The sequence below is a fragment of the Paraburkholderia yinzeri genome (assembly GCF_046581065.1).
Classification (GTDB): Bacteria; Pseudomonadota; Gammaproteobacteria; order Burkholderiales; family Burkholderiaceae; genus Paraburkholderia.
Genome location: NZ_JBFOCJ010000001.1, coordinates 1,406,748 through 1,423,936, shown reverse-complemented (window position 1 = coordinate 1,423,936; position 17,189 = coordinate 1,406,748). Strand labels below are relative to the sequence as shown.

Here is a 17,189-nt window from a genome sequence, read left to right as displayed (position 1 = left end):
GCCATGCCGACCGGGAATCCCTTCCTCCAGAGACGCAGCCCTGCGGGCTGTTTCGCCTCGCCATCCAACTGCGGGTAAGGTGCTCACTTCGTTTGACGTCTAGACGTCAAAATGCTACGCTCCTCGGCCATACACCGCACACCACCAAAATCTCATGTCGTTGGCACCAGGCGTAATCCGTGATTCCATCGTTGACTACCTCGCAATGGTCGGGGGGGACGCATCAACAAGCGAGATTATTGCGGCGGTAACCAGAACGGTTGGAACCGTGCCGACCTCATCGGTCAGGTCATACCTCAGCCTCAATACGCCCGAGACGTTTGAGCGTGTAGGTCGTGGACGTTACCGCTTGCAGAGCTCAACACTCCTTGAACACCACACCAAAGCCGAAGGGAAGGCCCTGACCATCGGTAAGGCGAAGCTCTACCAGGACGACTGCTTTGACTGGCTCGCAAGCCAAAAACCCCGGTCCATTCAGGCGGTCGTAACAGACCCCCCCTATGGCTTGGTTGAATACACGGCCAAAGAAACTGCAAAACTACGAGCCGGCAACAAGGGGGGAATCTGGCGTATTCCTCCGTCGTTTGATGGCCACCAGCGCGCGCCTCTCCCCCGCTTCACGGTATTGAACGAAGCAGACAGGCAAGCGCTTCACGCCTTCTTCAAGCGTTTTGGCACCCTGATCGCAAAGGTCGTGGTGCCTGGGGCCAATGTCGTCATCGCGTCGAACCCGTTGCTCGCCCACATTGTGGCCGAAGCGATGGGGCAGGCCGGGCTGGAGCTACGCGGCTACATCGCCCGCCAAGTGATGACCATGCGAGGCGGCGATCGCCCCAAGAACGCGCACGTCGAGTTCGACAGCGTCTCTGTCATGCCCCGGTCGCAATGGGAGCCTTGGGTGGTACTGCGCGCGCCCCTTGACGGCCGCGTCCAGGACAATCTCCGCCAATGGGGGACAGGAGGATTCCGCCGCCCGACAGCAGAACGGCCTTTTGGTGACTTGATAAAGTCACATCCAACGCCTGCCAGCGAGAAAAAAATCGCGCCGCACCCTTCACTGAAACCGCAAGCGTTCATGCGCCAGGTGGTCCGCGCAGTGCTGCCGCTCGGTGAGGGCACTGTTCTGGATCCATTTATGGGGGCCGGATCAACGCTGGCTGCCGCCAACGCGGTCGGCTACGACAGTTGCGGTGTCGAACTGGATCAACAGTTCTTCGACCTAGCGACCGAAGCTGTACCGAAACTCGCAGCACTTCCCGCAAAGAACGCGCAGCCGGACCTGTTCTAGCCGTCTACTGCGCTACTTTGTAGACCCACCCGGCCCGCAACTTCTGGACACCGTGCTTGTCCAGTGTCGCGGTTCTGGTGCCCAATGCCCCGCGCGAGTTGCTACGGAAATCAGACTCGACCACCTGGGCCAGATAGACCTCTGTGAAACGCATCGGCCGCCGCTCAGACGCAGGCTCGGTGGTGGAATCCACCTCGTAGACAAACACACACATCCACTGCGCGCGTGCACCGTGGGTATCTACGGCCCCTCCCGCCTTCCGCGTGCTCTTGATCTCAACCCCCTCAGTGCCCGACGCAACTGCATCGTTTGCGTAGCGCGCCCGGAGGATCAAATCTGGATGTCCGTTGAAATGCTTGTTTTCGACCAGGGAACGTGAAAACTTCGCCAAGGATGCGGTGATCATGTCGGAGATCAAACCCGACATCGCCGCCGGTCGCATCATGTCGTCCAACCGATGCAGCCCCTTTGCGGACAGCAGCGTGTTCACATCGTAGAAAAAATCATAGATGTCCTGCATCGCGTGCTCAAAGTCGCTGATTCGAAGCGAGAACGGCAGATCAGGATTGGGGTTGAAGGCGTCCCTGTCGATTTCTGCTTTTGTAGTCAAAAACGGTCTCCGGTAGGCCGAAAGGCTGGAATCCGCGATGTTACACGTTTCGGCCCCTGAAACCGTGGTAACCTCCGCCTCAGCCTTATCGTGAGGTGGTACCGCTGGCGCATCTCCAACCTGCGACACGATTTACCATCCGATATAAAAGCGAGCTGGATCAAGGATTTACGATCGCACCCTGCGTATCCCTGATTCGCCACCAGCATCAAAGAAACCCCTGATTTTCCTCGTGAAATCAGGGGTTTTCCCATTCTGGCGGGTGAAAAACGTCTCCAGGACGCGTCTCCACCGTGAGTTCGCCACCATGCCTTTACACCTGCCGTCGCGGCTGCGCCGCACGTCCTACGGTGTCTTCCATTTCCGCATCGTCCTGCTGCCTCACCTCGCCGCCATCGCTGGCAAAAAGGAAGTCTGGCGGTCGCTGCGCACGCTTACCAGACAAGCGCCTCAGCCGCCGGAACCCGCCTCGTTCACATCTCAGTCCGGCTTGCTTCGCACTTCGAACGACCTAGTCGACCAGCAACGCCGCACGCATCAGAATCGATGCACACCACCGTCCGTCAACGTTCGATACGCTCCCGCGTCATGCGCAAAAGCCCCGCCATCGCAGATGTCGCGGTAGCCCCATCACGCCGCGCAATGGCTTCGAACACGGTCGTGTGCTCAGGCAGCGCCGCATTAAACACATCGGCGCGTTTTGCGTTCACGCGCAACTGGCCTTCCAGCGTGCGCGCAATCAACGCGCCGAGCGGCACCAGCAGTTCGTTGCGGCACGCCGCCAGCACCGCGAGATGAAACCGCAGATCGGCACGCACCCACTCGTCCATGTTGCGCGCGCTCGCCATCGCAGCATGCGCATCGCCGATCGCGGCCAGCGTATCCGCCTCGTGCGCGCTCGCGGCAAGCCCCGCCGCGTAAGGCTCGATCATCTCGCGCATCTCCTGCAGCTTGAGCGCGAACGCGAGCGGCGGCGCAACGCGCGCGTACCAGTCGAGCACGTCCGCATCGAGGAGGTTCCAGGCATCGCGCGTGCGCACCCGCGTACCGACGCGTGGGCGCGATTCCACGAACCCCTTCGAGGTGAGCGTGCGCAGCGCCTCGCGCAGCACGGTACGGCTGACGTCGAAGGTCTCCATGAGTTCGGCTTCGCGCGGCAGCACCTCACCCGGCACGTAATCGCCGCGCAGGATCGCACTGCCGAGTTCGAAAGCCACCGTGCCATGCAGGTCGCGCTGAATCGCCGTTCTCCAGATAGTGGGAAGCCCTCGTAAATAATACTATTAATAGCACTAAAAGGCGATTTATCCATTAGCATGTGCTCCTCAGGACGTGCCGCTCCGCGCGCCGCCACCCTATTCCGGAGACCCCGCCATGAAAATCACCAGGCTCGAAACCTTCGTCGTCCCGCCCCGCTGGCTCTTTCTCAAGATCGAGACGGATGAAGGCATCGTCGGCTGGGGCGAACCCATCGTCGAAGGCCGCGCGCATACGGTCGAAGCCGCCGTGCATGAGCTCGCCGACTATCTGATCGGCAAGGATCCGCTGCTCATCGAAGACCACTGGCAGGTCATGTACCGCGCCGGCTTCTATCGCGGCGGCCCGATTTCGATGAGCGCCATCGCGGGCGTCGATCAGGCGTTATGGGACATCAAGGGCAAGCATCATGGCGTGCCCGTGCACGCGCTGCTGGGCGGCCAGGTGCGCGACAAGATCAAGGTCTACTCGTGGATCGGCGGCGACCGTCCGAGCGACGTCGCGAACAACGCGCGCGCCGTGGTCGAGCGCGGCTTCAAGGCGATCAAGATGAACGGCTCGGAGGAGCTGCAGATCATCGACACCTTCGACAAGGTTCAAGGCGTCATCGACAATGTCGCGGCCGTGCGCGAGGCCGTGGGCCCGAACGTGGGCATTGGCGTGGACTTCCATGGCCGCGTGCACAAGCCGATGGCCAAGGTGCTCGCGAAGGAACTCGATCCGTACAAGCTGATGTTCATCGAAGAGCCCGTGCTTTCGGAGAACGTGGAGGCGCTGCGCGACATCGTCAACCAGACGAGCACGCCCATCGCGCTCGGCGAGCGGCTCTACTCGCGCTGGGATTTCAAGCACATTCTCGCGGGCGGTTACGTGGATATCATCCAGCCGGACGCCTCGCATGCCGGCGGCATCACCGAATGCCGCAAGATCGCCGCGATGGCCGAGGCCTACGATGTCGCGCTCGCGCTGCACTGCCCGCTCGGCCCGATCGCACTCGCCACCTGTCTGCAGATCGACGCCGTGAGCTACAACGCGTTCATCCAGGAGCAGAGCCTCGGCATCCACTACAACAAGGGCAACGATCTGCTCGACTACATCCGCAATCCCGAGGTCTTCGAGTACGAAGACGGCTTCGTGTCGATTCCGCAAGGACCGGGCCTCGGCATCGAGGTGAACGAGGAGAAGGTGCGCGAGATGGCAAAGACCGGCCACCGCTGGCGCAATCCTGTGTGGCGCCACGCAGACGGCAGCGTCGCCGAGTGGTAAGCGTCGGATCATTGTGGGAACGCAGTCGCTACCCGGGGCTCGCGTGCCGCACTATGCACGTTACGTGACGCAACTCACGCGGCGCGTTTCACCGCCGTAACGTTTGAGGCCGCATCGAACACGATTCGCCGCATGACGCCCCCGGGCGCATGCGGCGAATGTCGTTTACGCACATAAGCAGAACGCGGCCAGGGCCATGCAAACGCCCGCCACACAAGGCCCGCTACCCCTGCGTGCCACACCGCGCCGCATCGCGCGACAGGTCCGCCGCACGACTGGCCTGCTCCTTGCTGAATCTCCTGCGAGACCCACTACAAATCGCAGGGATACCCATGGAAGCGATGCTCCCCGACTATCTGATTCGCGAACAGGCCGCCGTCGGCGCGCTGGTCGCCTTCGGGATCCTGCGCGTGATCGCGGCGGCCATGGCCTGCACGCGCGGCTGGCGCATCCTCTCGGTCGAGCACGCCTTCATCGGCTTCGCGGTACTGTGGTGCGCACCGCAACTCTTCGACCTGCTCGCGCATCCGTCTTCGGAGCTCGCTCTCGCCGGGCTCGAAGGCAAGGCTATCGGCTGCGCCATCGCCCTCTTCTTCGCGCCCATCCTCAGCCACCGGCTCGGCTACGAGTGAGGCCGCGGCGCACCGGGTCTGCCGGCACGCGTATCAGCCCTGCAACACATAGCCCGGCACGCTGCGCGCCAGCACGGCCGCGGCCACGAGCACGCCGATCATGACGATCGCTTCCAGGTGGATCACGTTCACGAAGCGGTGCGCGGCGGCAGTCGATGCCGAGCGGCGCAACTCCGGCATGGCGACGATCCGGTTGTAGCCGCCCAGCACGAGCGCGAGTGTCACGAGGCTCAGCTTGAGCAGCAGCACGTGGCCCCACGAGCTTCCGGTGAGCGCGGCAAACGAACCGCCCGTGCCGCGCAGGGCGTTGAACACGCCCGTCGCCAACACGATCCCGACAGCGAAGAGCGCCACGTTCGACACCTGCGCCGACGTGCGGATCAACATGCCGCGCGCCGTCGAGGCGCCGAGCGCCGGCAGCACCGCGAGTCCACCGGCCATGACCACGCCGCTCCACGCGCTTGCGCTCAACACGTGCAACGTGTGCAAGCCGAGCGCGGCCGAGGCAAAGCCGGCGTCGGCGGCATGGCCAAGCGCGGCGCGGCCACCCGCGATCACGATGAGCACAATCCATAGCACGCCGTCGCGCAGGGCACCGCCCGCAGCGAACACGGTCACGAAGAGCAGCAGAGCGCCGCCGAACGCAACGCTCCACGCCTGCCCCACGTGCGTCTGCGTGAGCACCGTCGAGACCACGCCGAAGGCCGAAGGCAACGGTTCGCCGCTGATCGACGCGCTTTCGTAAAGCAGCCACATGAGAAGCGCGATCACGAGCACGAGAGCCGACACGCGCTGCGAGCGTTGCGCGCGCAGCCATGCCGCGCGGGCGGGCGAGACGGGACTGCTGCCGTCCTTGCCGAGCCACGCGCCATAGAGCGCCGAGCCGAGCGCGAACGCATACGAGACGTTGACGAGGGCGGCCATCGCGACCTGCCCGATCCAGAGCCAGTCAGCTTTCATCGGACCCGCTCCTCCCGGCGCACCGCGCAGGAAGCGGGCAAGGAAACGATGGCCTTGCGGGCATGCCGCATCGAAAAGGAAAGAGCAATTAGAGTCATCGAGAGCAGTGGCAGGGAAACAACATGAAAACAAAACTGCGCGAAACCGTCAGGCCGTGGCGTGACCCTCTCGCAGGCGCTATCCGAGAGGCGGGCCTCATTCGATAGATACCGCGCCAATCGGTTCAATCGGGGACGAGACCTCGGCATGCAGCGACGGTCGCGAGAAGGCGAACCTGACCGCCAGCGACAGGTCCCCTCAAGCGCAGTGTGAACAAACCCGCACCACGGATCGGTCATTGGGTGCAGAATGATACCGACGAAAGCGTGTCGATTTGCCGCGAACACATCGGGAAGCCTCGTCGCAGGGCCGACTGGCGGGTGCGTCAAATAGTCGCTATCAGGTCGCAATGATAGAATCGCTGCGTCACCGCAGCGCGCACGGTCTTCTGTTTTTCATCGCGCGCAGCCTAAAACCCGGGCTCCTCGAAGCCTGGTTCAGGTTCACGATAAAAGATGGAGTTACGCGTGTCCCCAAGACGTATCCTCCGACCGCTCATTCCGCTCGTTGCGCCGCTGGGAGCCGTACTGCTCATCGGGACGACCGGCTTCCTGACCGCCGCGCACGCGCAGGCGACCCCGCAGCCCAAAGCCCCCGACACGATCGCAGCGCGCGTGCAGGGCTGCACTGCCTGCCACGGCACGCACGGCCAGGGCACCGACAACGACTACTTCCCCCGTCTCGCCGGCAAACCGGCCGAGTACCTGTACAACCAGTTGATGAACTTTCGCGAGGGGCGCCGCAAGTACCCTCCGATGAACTACCTCGTCACCTATCTCTCCGACGACTATCTGCACGAGATCGCCACGTACTTCTCGCAGCAGCGGCCGCCTTATCCGCCGCCCTCGCAGCCGACGATGGGAAGCAGCACGCTCGCGCGCGGACGTGACATCGTCCTGCACGGCGACCCGGCAAAGGAAGTCCCGGCCTGCGTGGCCTGCCACGGCGCGAAACTGACCGGGATGGAGCCGGCGATCCCCGGGCTCGTCGGCTTGCATGCGGACTACATCAGCGCGCAGATCGGCGCCTGGCGCTCGGGTTCGCGCCACGCCAAAACGCCGGACTGCATGCACGAGATCGCCACGCGACTCAGCGACGACGACGTGAACGCGGTCGCGGGCTGGCTCTCGACCCAGCCCGCTCCGCAGAATCCCGTGCCGGCACCGGCGAACTCGTTGAAAACGCCGCTTGCCTGCGGCAGCGAACCGCAATAAGGCGCCGGGGGAGACAGCCATATGAACCGCAAGTCCCTGTTCGCACTCTCCGCCGTGATCGCGGCCGCCGCCGCGGTGCTCGTGCCGGCGCTGTGGTCCGGCAGCCGCTATCTGCACGACGGCGCGGCCCTCGCGGCAACGCCCGCCGACCAGACCGGAGATGCCGATCTCATCAAGCGCGGCGAGTACCTGGCGCGCGCCGGCGACTGCGTCGCCTGCCACACGGTGCGCGGCGGCAAGCTCTTCGCGGGCGGCCTGCCGATGGCCACGCCGTTCGGCACGCTCTACACGCCCAACATCACGCCCGACGACCAGTACGGCATCGGCAAGTGGAGCGCCGACGACTTCTACCGCGCCATGCACACGGGCCGCTCGAAAGACGGCAGCCTGCTCTATCCGGCGTTCCCGTTCGCGAGCTACACGAAGGTCACGCGCGCCGATGCGGACGCGATCTACGCCTATCTGCGCTCGGTGGCGCCCGTGCACGTGGCAAGCCGCCCGCACGAGCTGAAGTTCCCGTTCAACAATCGCAACCTGCTGATCGGCTGGCGCACGCTGTTCTTCCATGAGGGCGAGTACAAGCCCGACCCGAGCCAATCGGTCGAATGGAACCGCGGCGCTTATCTGGTGGAAGGCCTCGGCCACTGCAGCATGTGCCACACCTCGATCAACGCGGTGGGCGGGCCGGTCAACTCGGCGGCCTTCGCGGGCGGCCTGATCCCGCTGCAGAACTGGTACGCGCCGTCGCTGACGTCGAGCGAAGGCGGCCTCGGCAACTGGGACATCACGGAGATCTCGAGCCTCCTGAAGACGGGCGTCTCGCAGCGCGGCGCCGTGTTCGGCCCGATGGCCGACGTGATCCACAACAGCCTGCAGTACCTCTCGGACGACGACATCAAGGCGATGGCCACGTACCTCAAGACCATCCCGCAGAAGAAGGAAGCGCCCGAGACGATGCAGATGGAGACGTCGGAGGCTTTCGGCGGCGAGCTGCAGCAGCAGGGCCAGAAGATCTATCACGACAATTGCGCAAAGTGTCACGCGGAGAATGGCCTCGGCATGCCGCCGAACTTCCCGCCGCTCGCGAACAACCAGTCGATCCAGATGATTTCGGCCGTGAACCCGATCCGCATGGTGCTCAATGGCGGCTATCCGCCGAGCACCGAGCGCAATCCGCGGCCCTACGGCATGCCGCCGTTTGCCCAGGCGCTATCGAACCAGGAAGTCGCGGCCGTCGTGACCTTCATCCGCATGTCCTGGGGCAACAAGGGCAAGCCGGTGTCGCCGCAACAGGTGGCCGATCTGCGCTCCGCGCCGCTCGACTAGGCGCCGCCTGCGGTCGCGCGCAAGCCGTTACTGCTATAGTTGCGTCTGCCTGAGGGGGCGCAGCCTGCTGAACATCGCAGGCTGCGCCCTTCGCTATTGGGATCCGGAAGGTTGCAGCAGGCTCGCGGGCCCGGCCCGCGGCGCGTCGCGCGCGGTGCCGGGGCAGGTAGAAGAAGAAGGAGTTGGTATGCACGCCGGTGAGCGTCTTAACAGCATTACTCACCTCGTGGGCGCAATGTTGTCGGTGGCGGGCCTCGTGTCGCTCGTGACGATAGGGGCGCTCCATCACGACGCGTACAAGGTCGTGAGCTTCAGCGTTTATGGCGCCATGCTTTGCGCCTTGTACACGATTTCAACGCTGTATCATGGCGTGCGCGGTCCGCGTCTGAAGGCATTTCTGCAGAAATGCGATCATTCCGCCATCTACCTGCTGATCGCGGGCAGCTATACTCCGTTCACGCTCGTGACGTTGCGCGGGCCGTGGGGCTGGTCGCTGTTCGGCGTGAGCTGGGGACTGGCCGTTCTGGGCATCGTGCAGGAACTCACGCTCGGCCGGCGCACGCGCCTCGTTTCGATGATCCTGTATGTGGTCATGGGCTGGCTCGCGGTAGTCGCGGTGCGCCCGTTGCTCGAAGCCTTGGCGGCTGCGGGCACGGCCTGGCTCCTGGCCGGCGGCATCATCTATAGCGTCGGCATTTATTTTTTCGTCAACGACGAACGCATCCGGCACGGACACGGTATCTGGCATCTGTTCGTACTGGCCGGGAGCGTCTGTCAATTCGTCAGCGTCGCGCGCTACGTCGCGTGACGCATCATTAGCGAAGCCATCGCATGGCCGCCGCAGTGTCCGCGGCCACACGATGCAACTTAACGCCAGCCGGCGGGTCTCGATAACCCGCCGTCCAGACGGCGCGCGCACTGGCGCACCGTTTTCGTAACGTGAAAAGGCCGGAGCCCCAAGGGCTCCTCGCAGCCGCGCGCAAGCGCGCCGCGCTGCGCCGTTCGCGCCATCGCAACAAGAAAGAGTGTTTATGTCCTTTGATTCTCTCGGCTTGTCCGAACCGCTAGTCCGCGCTGTCAACGAACTGGGCTATACGACGCCCACGCCCATCCAGCTGCAAGCCATCCCCGCCGTGCTGAACGGCGGCGACCTGCTTGCCGGCGCCCAGACGGGCACCGGCAAGACCGCCGGCTTCACGCTGCCGATCCTCCAGCGCCTCTCGGAAATGCCGCCTGCGGCAACGGCCAGGCGCGTGGTCCGCGCACTGATCCTCACGCCCACGCGCGAACTCGCCGCGCAGGTGGAAGAAAGCGTGCGTGCCTACGGCAAGTACCTGAAGCTGCGCTCCACGGTGATGTTCGGCGGCGTCGGCATCAATCCGCAGATCGACGCCTTGAAGCGCGGCGTGGACATCGTTGTCGCCACGCCGGGGCGCCTGCTCGATCACATGCAGCAGAAGACGATCGACCTCTCCCAGCTCGAAATCCTCGTGCTGGACGAAGCCGACCGCATGCTCGACATGGGCTTCATCCACGATATCAAGCGCGTGCTCGCCAAGCTGCCGCCGAAGCGCCAGAACCTGCTCTTCTCGGCCACCTTCGCCGACGAGATCAAGGCGCTCGCCGACAGCCTGCTCGATTCGCCCGCGCTCATCGAAGTCGCGCGGCGCAACACCACGGCGGAGACCGTGGCGCAGAAGGTTTATCCCGTCGATCGCGACCGCAAGCGCGAACTGCTCACGCACCTGATCCGCCAGCACAACTGGTTCCAGGTACTCGTGTTCACGCGCACGAAGCATGGTGCGAACCGTCTCGCCGAGCAGCTCACGAAGGACGATATCAGTGCGCTCGCGATTCACGGCAACAAGAGCCAGTCCGCACGCACGCGCGCGCTTGCCGAGTTCAAGGACGGCACGCTGCAGGTGCTGGTCGCAACCGACATCGCGGCGCGCGGCATCGACATCGACCAGTTGCCGCACGTCGTCAACTTCGACCTGCCGAACGTGCCCGAGGACTACGTGCACCGCATCGGCCGCACGGGACGCGCAGGAGCGACGGGCGAAGCCGTATCGCTCGTATGCGTCGACGAGCACCAGTTGCTCAAGGACATCGAGAAGCTCATCAAGCGCGCCGTCCCGCAGGAAGTGATTCCCGGCTTCGAGCCGGACCCGAACGCCCGGCCCGAGCCGATCCAGCGGCGCAGCCAGGGCGGCGGCGCACGCGCGCCGCGCCAGGCGCAAGGTTCGGGTCAGGGTCAGGCACGCGGCAACGCGGGCGGCAGCAAGGCCAAGCCCGCCCAGGCGCGCGACGATGGGCGGGGCGAGTCTCGCAACGGCGGCAATGGCTCGGGCAATCGCGGCGGTAATCGCAACGGTCAGCCTGGCGGCAACCGGAACGCCGACGGCAACGGCAACGGTGCACAGCAGCGTGCATCGAAGCCCGCGGGTGGCGCACGGCCTGTAAAGGGGCAAGGCGCGGGTGCGTCGCGTGCGGAACACACGCGCCGCGAAGGCGCACGTGACCACGACCGCACGCGCGGTGCATCACATGAAGGCGCCGCAGCTCGCCCGCAACGCAAGGCGCAGTCGAATCCCGGCGCGCTGCTGAGCGGCCGGCCCGGCGGCGACGCGCGCCGCAACGGCCGCGGCACCCACGACCGTTGATCCGTTACGCGTTACGCGACGGTTGGCCAGGCCCCGGCCGACCGTCGTCGACTTCGTTTTACAGACTGCGCGAGAAAGTCTTCGCATAACAGAAAGGCCCGCCGAACATCCGGCGGGCCTTTTGCCTGCGACGCGCAGCGCGCCTGCCTAGCGGAAGAACACGTGCTGCGTGATCTTGGCGAGCGGATAGTGCACGCTGGGCTGAATCCGCGCAGGAATATCGAGCGGCTTGAGCAACATCTTCACGCACATGTCTGCAGAAAGATTGTGCCGCACCAGCCGGTTCACGCGCGCAGTCAGTTCGCGGTTGTAAGCGGGGTCGTTCACGCGATCCGGATAACGTATTGCGAACACGTGACGCAGCGCGATCTCCGAATCCTCGTTCTTGATCTCCATCACCCGGCGCAGCAACGCGCCGAGCACCGCCAGCCGGCCCTGGCCTTCAATCTGGTTGTACTTCTTGAAGTAGCGGAAGAAGTGCTTGTAGTGGCGCACTTCGTCGGAACGAATGTTGTCGGTGATCTCCTTGAGCACCGGCTCGTCCGAGCATTCGCCGATCGCACGGTATAGCGTGGCCGTCCCCGTTTCGACCACGCAGCGCGCCACCATTTCGAGCCCGCGCGTCTTCTCGAACTCCTCGAACGAGCAGGTCTTCGAATATTCCGTAAAGAAGTTGTGAAACGCGGTATCCCAGTCGAACTCGGGCCACACGTACTGGATGTAGGTCTTCAGCGCGCGGCCGTGCTGAAGCTCCTCGGGCTCCCACTCGGTGTTGAGCCATTCCGAGACCTCTGGGTCGCCATTGAAGAACACGCTCAGATTGCTGGTGTACAGGTCCGAGCCGCTCTCGATGAACGACGAGGCACACAGCAGCAACATCAGGTCTTCGTTGACCGCAGCGCGCTGACGATCAATGCGTGTAAGGTCAATGTCTTCGATGCGCCAGGGCATCACGTGGCGAAGCTCAATGTCGTTATGCATTGTCTTGTACTCCCAAAGCGGTATCCGTATCCGCGCAGCGCGCGGCGCAGCGTGCGACCTGCACCGGCCTTCCTGCGCGGTGGAAGGTACCAGCCATCTGTGATCCATCTTAGCTGTTGTTTCGCCAGGTTGCAGTCAAAGAGCACAGACCGCTCCCGGCAGGTCCAGTTCCGGAAAAAGACGCCTTGAACGGTCCCCACCGGAGCCGCCGGTCGGCAGTGACGGGCAGGCACTTTGCCCTGCGGGACGCATTAAGCGAACCCGGCGCACGGATCCGGCCCGACGCCGGGAAATTCCGGGCATCGGCCCAGGGTTCGCGCAAACGCTCGATCCGCCGCGCATTGTGGCACCGCGACGTAAACTTGAAGTGAAATCAAGGATTTGCCCGCTCGCACAACCCGCTGCTCGACGGGGTGAATGTCAAACGGAAAATTTTCGGGGCGTGGTTTGTACAACGCAGCCCCTTTGACTACACTCCAGTTCCCCGCCGCCGATCCCGGGCTGGATGCCGTTTGGCTACCGCTCTGGGCGCCGTTTTGGCCACAGACGCTGGCTGATGTGTCCAGCAAACGATCCGCGCGGTTGCAGGCTTTCGCTCACACCCACCGCATTCTGTCGCCAGACCGCCCTAGTGGCTCACCGCGGCGACCTCTAATGCGGTAACACGGAGAGAACGATGCTGAGTCCGCATGAATTCGCCACCCTGCTTCTAGTGAAGGACGCGCCTAATCAGATCGACATGGAACGAGAAGAGCTGGACGCCTTGCTCGAGCGACAACTGGTTCAACTGGAACGACTGGCCTCGGGCCGCCAGCAATGGCGACTCACCGAAAGCGGCGACACCGCGCTGCGAGCCATCAAACGGTGTTCCTAGGCGAGCGGGCGCCGCGTACAAGGCGCTCTCCCACTGACCTGTCAAAGTTTTCGGCTGGGGCGGAGCGCGGGAAGCATCCGCAGAACCGCTTCGTCGAATCCATCCCCGATGCAGGCGCACGGCTTCAGACGAACGCGCCTGCAGTGCATGGTCACGCGGACCCGCGCGCTTCATGCCCGCGTGACCACTTTTTCCAGCCGCGTTGCCCGGGGCGTTCCGCGGTAGTACCCCCGATAGCTCTGCCCGACACGTTGCCCGGCCTTCAGCCCGCGCGCAAGGTGGGGTCCACCGCTGCGCGCCAGCTAATGGCCGCGGCCCGCTGCTGGTTGAGATACGCCACCCACTGATTGCGCGCATCGGGATCGTGGCTCGTGCCAAGCGCGTTGTAATGCTGCGCGAGCGCCGCCTGGAAGCCGCAGTACTGCTCCTGTGAAAGCTTGCCGCGGCGGTTGGCGACATAGGCGTCGAAGGTCGCGGCGTAGACCGCCTGAGTGTCGGCGCCGAAGTCGACCGGCTGGCCGCCGCACATCTGCTGCAAGGCGGCGAAGGACGGTCCGCCAAATCCGCCGCCCTGGGGCGCCGGCGTGCTTGCACATCCCGCCAGCAATGCCGCCGCGCCGATCATCGCCAGTCCACGCATGTCTTCTCCTCTCTTCGGTTGAACGACTCGTCTGTCACGCTCGATTGGCCTATTGTCGCATCGCGCGCGCTGCCCGGCCTCCTGGCCGTTCGGGCGATGGACATAAAAACACGTATCATGATGCTTTCAGCCCTCCGCCCACCCGGACCCGCCGCGTTGCCGGCAGTCCGCCGTTTTGCCCGCTCTCTGACGCATGATCGACCACCTTATTTGCGACTGCGACGGCGTGCTCGTCGACAGCGAAGTCATTGCCGATCGCGTGCTGTTCGAAACGCTGAGCCGCACCTTTCCCGGCGTCGATTTCCACCCCGTCGTGAAGTCGGCTTTCGGCCAGCAGACGTCGCGCTTTCTCGACGATGTCGCGGCGCGCTTTCAGCTCACGATGCCCGGCGACTTCCTCGATACCATCGACCACAACATCGAGATCGCGCTCGCCGAATCGCTGTGCCCGATCAACGGCGTGCGCGATGCCCTGCGCCAGATCGCGCTGCCGGCCGCCGTGGTGTCGAACAGCCGCCTCGCGCGCGTGAGGGCGTCGGTGCACCGCGCGGCGCTCGATGCGATCTTCGGCGAACGCGTGTTCAGCGCCGAACAGGTCGCGCGGCCCAAGCCTTATCCGGACGTCTATCTGCATGCCGCCCAGGCGCTCGGCGTCGAGCCGGCGCGCTGCGTCGTCGTCGAGGACAGCATCTCAGGCCTGAACGCAGCGCGAGCCGCCGGCATGAAAACGATCGCGTTCGTCGGCGCGAGCCACATTCCCGCGGGCTATGCGGACGTGCTGCGGGAAATGGGCATCAACCGGATCATCGAACGGATGGAAGAGCTGCCCGCGCTCGTCGAAGCAGGCGTGCGCGGGGAATTCGGCGACGTGCAGTCCTAGCCGCGCGAGCGGCGGTACCGGCGCAGTCCGGCCGCACCGGTGCACCGCCGCTCAGCAGGCATCCTGCCCCACCGCGACACGCGCGTTGCGCACCGCCGCGGCGCGGCCGTCGAGCCGCGCCGCGCATCCCGTCAGCAGCAACGCAGCCACCGACACCGCGGCGGCCACCCACGGCAGCGAATCGAGCGCGACGCCGTGCGCGATCGCCAGCCCGCCAAGCCACGCGCCCATCGCATTGCCGACGTTGAAGGCGCCGATGTTGAGCGTCGAGGCGAGATTCGGCGCCGCCGCGGCCTTCGCCACCACGCGCATCTGCAGCGGCGGCACGGTCGCGAACGCGGCAACACCCCAGACGAACACGGTGATGGCGGCGGGCAGGCTCGCGTGGCTCGTCTTCGTGAACACGGCCATGACGAGGACCAGCAGCACGAGGATGCCCATCAGCGAGGGCATCAGCGCGCGGTCGGCAAGTTTGCCTCCCAGCGTATTGCCGAGCGTGAGTCCGAGGCCGAACAGCACGAGCATCAGCGTGACGCCGCGCGGCGAGAAGCCGCTCACCTGCTCGAGGATCGGCGCGATATAGGTGAACACCACGAACACGCCGCCGAAGCCGAGCACCGTCATGCCGAGCGCCATCCAGACCTGCGGATCGCGCAGCACGCGCACTTCATGGCCGAGCCCGGCCGGTGCGCTGTCGTGATGGTTCGGCACGAGCGCGCTCACGCCCGCGAGCGAAATCACGCCGAGCGCACTGACGATCCAGAAAGCCACGCGCCAGCCGAACTGCTGGCCGATGGCCGTGCCGAACGGCACGCCCAGCACGGTCGCCAGCGTGAGGCCCGTGAACATCAGCGCGATCGCGCTTGCGCGCTTTTCGGCGCTCACGAGCGAGGCGGCCACCACGGCGCCGATGCCGAAGAACGACCCGTGCGCAAACGAGGTGACGACGCGCGCGACCATCAGCAGCGGATAGTTCGTGGCCACCGCGCACAGCACGTTGCCGACAATGAAGATGCCCATCAGCAGTTGCAGGGCGAGCTTGCGCGGCATACGGCTCGTCAGCACGGCGAGCAGCGGCGCGCCCGCGGCGACGCCGAGCGCATAACCGGTCACGAGGAGACCGGCAGCGGGAATCGACACCGCAAGGTCGTGCGCGACCTCGGGCAACAGGCCCATGATCAGAAACTCGGTGGTGCCGATGGCAAAAGCGCTGATCGCCAGCGCAAGCAGGGGAATGGGCATCGCAGACTCCAGAAACGTTCAGGCATTGTCGCTGCGCCGCATCAATTTGATAATTGGCGTAGCATTTGAATCATTTTCAAACGTAATCTGAAAATCGCGGCGATGGACAATCTGGGCGACATCCGGCTTTTCGTCGAAGCGGCGCGGCTCGGCAGCCTTTCGGCGGCGGGGCGCAAGCTGGGCCTCACGCCCGCGGCGGCGAGCGCGCGACTTGCGCGCCTCGAAGCCGGCCTGCACGCGCGCCTCTTCGACCGCACCACGCGCCAGTTGCGCCTCACCGACGAAGGCCGTCTTTACCTGAACTGCAGCGAGCAGGCGCTGCGCTCGCTCGACGACGCCAAGGCCGCGCTTCAGGAGGGCCAGAACGTCGTGCGCGGGAAGGTGAGGATTTCGGCGACTTCCGACTTCGGCCGCAATCTGCTGATGCAGTGGCTCGACGAATTCCGCCAGCAATACCCCGAAGTGCGTTTCGCGCTGATGCTCACCGACTCGCTCGCGAATCTCGTGCAGGAGGACATCGACCTCGCGATCCGGTTCGGCACGCCGCAGGACAGCTCGCTGGTCGCGCGGCCGCTCGCGCCGAACCGACGCGTGCTGTGCGCCTCGCCCGCCTACCTCGCGCGGCGCGGCGAACCGCGCGAGCCGCGCGATCTGGTGGAGCACGACTGCATCGTGATCGGCTCGGCGGCGGGTCCCGTGAACGAATGGCGCTTCGCGCGCGGCGACGTCATCCAGCAGCACACGGTGTCGCTGGAAACGGCGCTCGAGACCAACGACGGCGCCGTCGCGCGCCAGTGGGCGCTACGCGGCTATGGCCTCGCGGTGAAATCGATTTGGGACGTCGCCGACGACCTGCGCGCCGGGCGCCTCAAGATCCTCATGCCCGACTGGCGCTATCCGGACGCGCCGCTGCACGCGCTCTACCACCGCAACCGCTTCGTCGCGCCACGCGTGCGTGTCGTACTCGATTTCCTCACCGCGCGCTTCGCGCAGGTAGCCGACGAACTGGATGCGCTCGTGCCGTGCGCTCCCGTTTCGGCGCCCGAGGGCGGACGGCGCAAAAGGCTATAATGTTGGATTACCGAATCGCGGTTCGGCTTCGAAAAACGCGTACCAAAAGAACGTGTAAACAAAAGCGCCACGAAGCCGAAGCAAACCCGAAACAAGCCGCGCGATTCAGCCCCCTTTTTCACCGTAGTCCAGACCCGCAGCACCCGGACGACGCCCCCAGGTCAACCACTGCGAACGGCGAATCCC

Annotated in this window: 16 protein-coding genes; 10 read left to right on the top strand and 6 right to left on the bottom strand. The window is 64.8% G+C overall.

Going from position 1 to position 17,189, the window contains the following annotated elements:
- The first annotated feature begins 154 nt into the window (after positions 1 to 154).
- The gene (locus WJ542_RS06815; RefSeq protein ID WP_175926769.1) at positions 155 to 1,288 is read left to right on the top strand and encodes a DNA-methyltransferase; all 1,134 of its coding nucleotides are present in this window, start codon (positions 155 to 157) and stop codon (positions 1,286 to 1,288) included.
- Positions 1,289 to 1,292: 4 nt separating this feature from the next.
- Here WJ542_RS06815 and WJ542_RS06810 read toward each other — a convergent pair whose 3' ends face one another.
- Together WJ542_RS06810 and WJ542_RS06805 are read right to left on the bottom strand one after the other, a co-directional pair.
- Complete coding sequence (locus WJ542_RS06810) at positions 1,293 to 1,898, bottom strand: hypothetical protein (protein ID WP_039571081.1); 606 nt, start codon at positions 1,896 to 1,898, stop codon at positions 1,293 to 1,295.
- Between the two features lie 563 nt (positions 1,899 to 2,461).
- A complete protein-coding gene (locus WJ542_RS06805; protein ID WP_411190498.1) occupies positions 2,462 to 3,154 on the bottom strand; it encodes a FadR/GntR family transcriptional regulator in 693 nt (230 codons plus the stop codon).
- 118 nt (positions 3,155 to 3,272) lie between these two features.
- On the opposite strand from WJ542_RS06805, the gene dgoD reads away from it, so the two are divergent.
- Both dgoD and WJ542_RS06795 read left to right on the top strand, forming a co-directional pair.
- The gene (gene dgoD / locus WJ542_RS06800) at positions 3,273 to 4,421 is read left to right on the top strand and encodes a galactonate dehydratase (protein ID WP_411188545.1); all 1,149 of its coding nucleotides are present in this window, start codon (positions 3,273 to 3,275) and stop codon (positions 4,419 to 4,421) included.
- A gap of 332 nt (positions 4,422 to 4,753) precedes the next feature.
- Positions 4,754 to 5,053, top strand: coding sequence for a hypothetical protein (locus tag WJ542_RS06795; RefSeq protein WP_411188544.1), 300 nt, complete (start codon positions 4,754 to 4,756; stop codon positions 5,051 to 5,053).
- 33 nt (positions 5,054 to 5,086) lie between these two features.
- On the opposite strand, the gene WJ542_RS06790 is transcribed toward WJ542_RS06795, so the two are convergent.
- A complete protein-coding gene (locus WJ542_RS06790) occupies positions 5,087 to 6,013 on the bottom strand; it encodes a CopD family protein (protein WP_411188543.1) in 927 nt (308 codons plus the stop codon).
- Between the two features lie 554 nt (positions 6,014 to 6,567).
- Here WJ542_RS06790 and WJ542_RS06785 point away from each other — a divergent pair.
- From WJ542_RS06785 to WJ542_RS06770, 4 genes are all read left to right on the top strand, one after another.
- Positions 6,568 to 7,326 carry a c-type cytochrome gene (locus tag WJ542_RS06785; RefSeq protein WP_411188542.1) on the top strand — a complete coding sequence of 253 codons (759 nt, stop codon included), beginning with the start codon at positions 6,568 to 6,570 and terminating at the stop codon, positions 7,324 to 7,326.
- Positions 7,327 to 7,347: 21 nt separating this feature from the next.
- Entirely contained in the window at positions 7,348 to 8,652 is a 1,305-nt protein-coding gene (locus WJ542_RS06780; protein ID WP_411188541.1) for a c-type cytochrome, read from the top strand.
- A gap of 187 nt (positions 8,653 to 8,839) precedes the next feature.
- Positions 8,840 to 9,460 (top strand): PAQR family membrane homeostasis protein TrhA, encoded by a 621-nt coding sequence (gene trhA / locus WJ542_RS06775; protein ID WP_411188540.1) that lies wholly within the window; start codon positions 8,840 to 8,842, stop codon positions 9,458 to 9,460.
- Between the two features lie 223 nt (positions 9,461 to 9,683).
- Entirely contained in the window at positions 9,684 to 11,315 is a 1,632-nt protein-coding gene (locus tag WJ542_RS06770; protein ID WP_411188539.1) for a DEAD/DEAH box helicase, read from the top strand.
- A 147-nt stretch (positions 11,316 to 11,462) separates the two neighbouring features.
- Here the strand turns inward: WJ542_RS06770 and WJ542_RS06765 are convergent, their stop codons facing one another.
- A complete protein-coding gene (locus WJ542_RS06765; protein ID WP_411188538.1) occupies positions 11,463 to 12,296 on the bottom strand; it encodes a ferritin-like domain-containing protein in 834 nt (277 codons plus the stop codon).
- A 676-nt stretch (positions 12,297 to 12,972) separates the two neighbouring features.
- Between WJ542_RS06765 and WJ542_RS06760 the strand changes: the two genes are divergently transcribed.
- Positions 12,973 to 13,170, top strand: a complete 198-nt coding sequence (locus WJ542_RS06760; protein ID WP_027794297.1) for a hypothetical protein — start codon at positions 12,973 to 12,975, stop codon at positions 13,168 to 13,170.
- 262 nt (positions 13,171 to 13,432) lie between these two features.
- Here the strand turns inward: WJ542_RS06760 and WJ542_RS06755 are convergent, their stop codons facing one another.
- Complete coding sequence (locus WJ542_RS06755; protein WP_411188537.1) at positions 13,433 to 13,810, bottom strand: hypothetical protein; 378 nt, start codon at positions 13,808 to 13,810, stop codon at positions 13,433 to 13,435.
- A gap of 193 nt (positions 13,811 to 14,003) precedes the next feature.
- Between WJ542_RS06755 and WJ542_RS06750 the strand changes: the two genes are divergently transcribed.
- On the top strand, positions 14,004 to 14,690 hold the full coding sequence (locus tag WJ542_RS06750) for an HAD family hydrolase (protein ID WP_411188536.1): 687 nt from the start codon (positions 14,004 to 14,006) through the stop codon (positions 14,688 to 14,690).
- A gap of 51 nt (positions 14,691 to 14,741) precedes the next feature.
- Here WJ542_RS06750 and WJ542_RS06745 read toward each other — a convergent pair whose 3' ends face one another.
- Positions 14,742 to 15,932 carry an MFS transporter gene (locus tag WJ542_RS06745; RefSeq protein ID WP_411188535.1) on the bottom strand — a complete coding sequence of 397 codons (1,191 nt, stop codon included), beginning with the start codon at positions 15,930 to 15,932 and terminating at the stop codon, positions 14,742 to 14,744.
- Between the two features lie 102 nt (positions 15,933 to 16,034).
- Here WJ542_RS06745 and WJ542_RS06740 point away from each other — a divergent pair, with 102 nt between their 5' ends.
- Positions 16,035 to 17,003: a LysR family transcriptional regulator gene (locus WJ542_RS06740; protein WP_411188534.1), complete on the top strand. Its 969-nt coding sequence runs from the start codon at positions 16,035 to 16,037 to the stop codon at positions 17,001 to 17,003.
- Positions 17,004 to 17,189 lie beyond the last annotated feature (186 nt).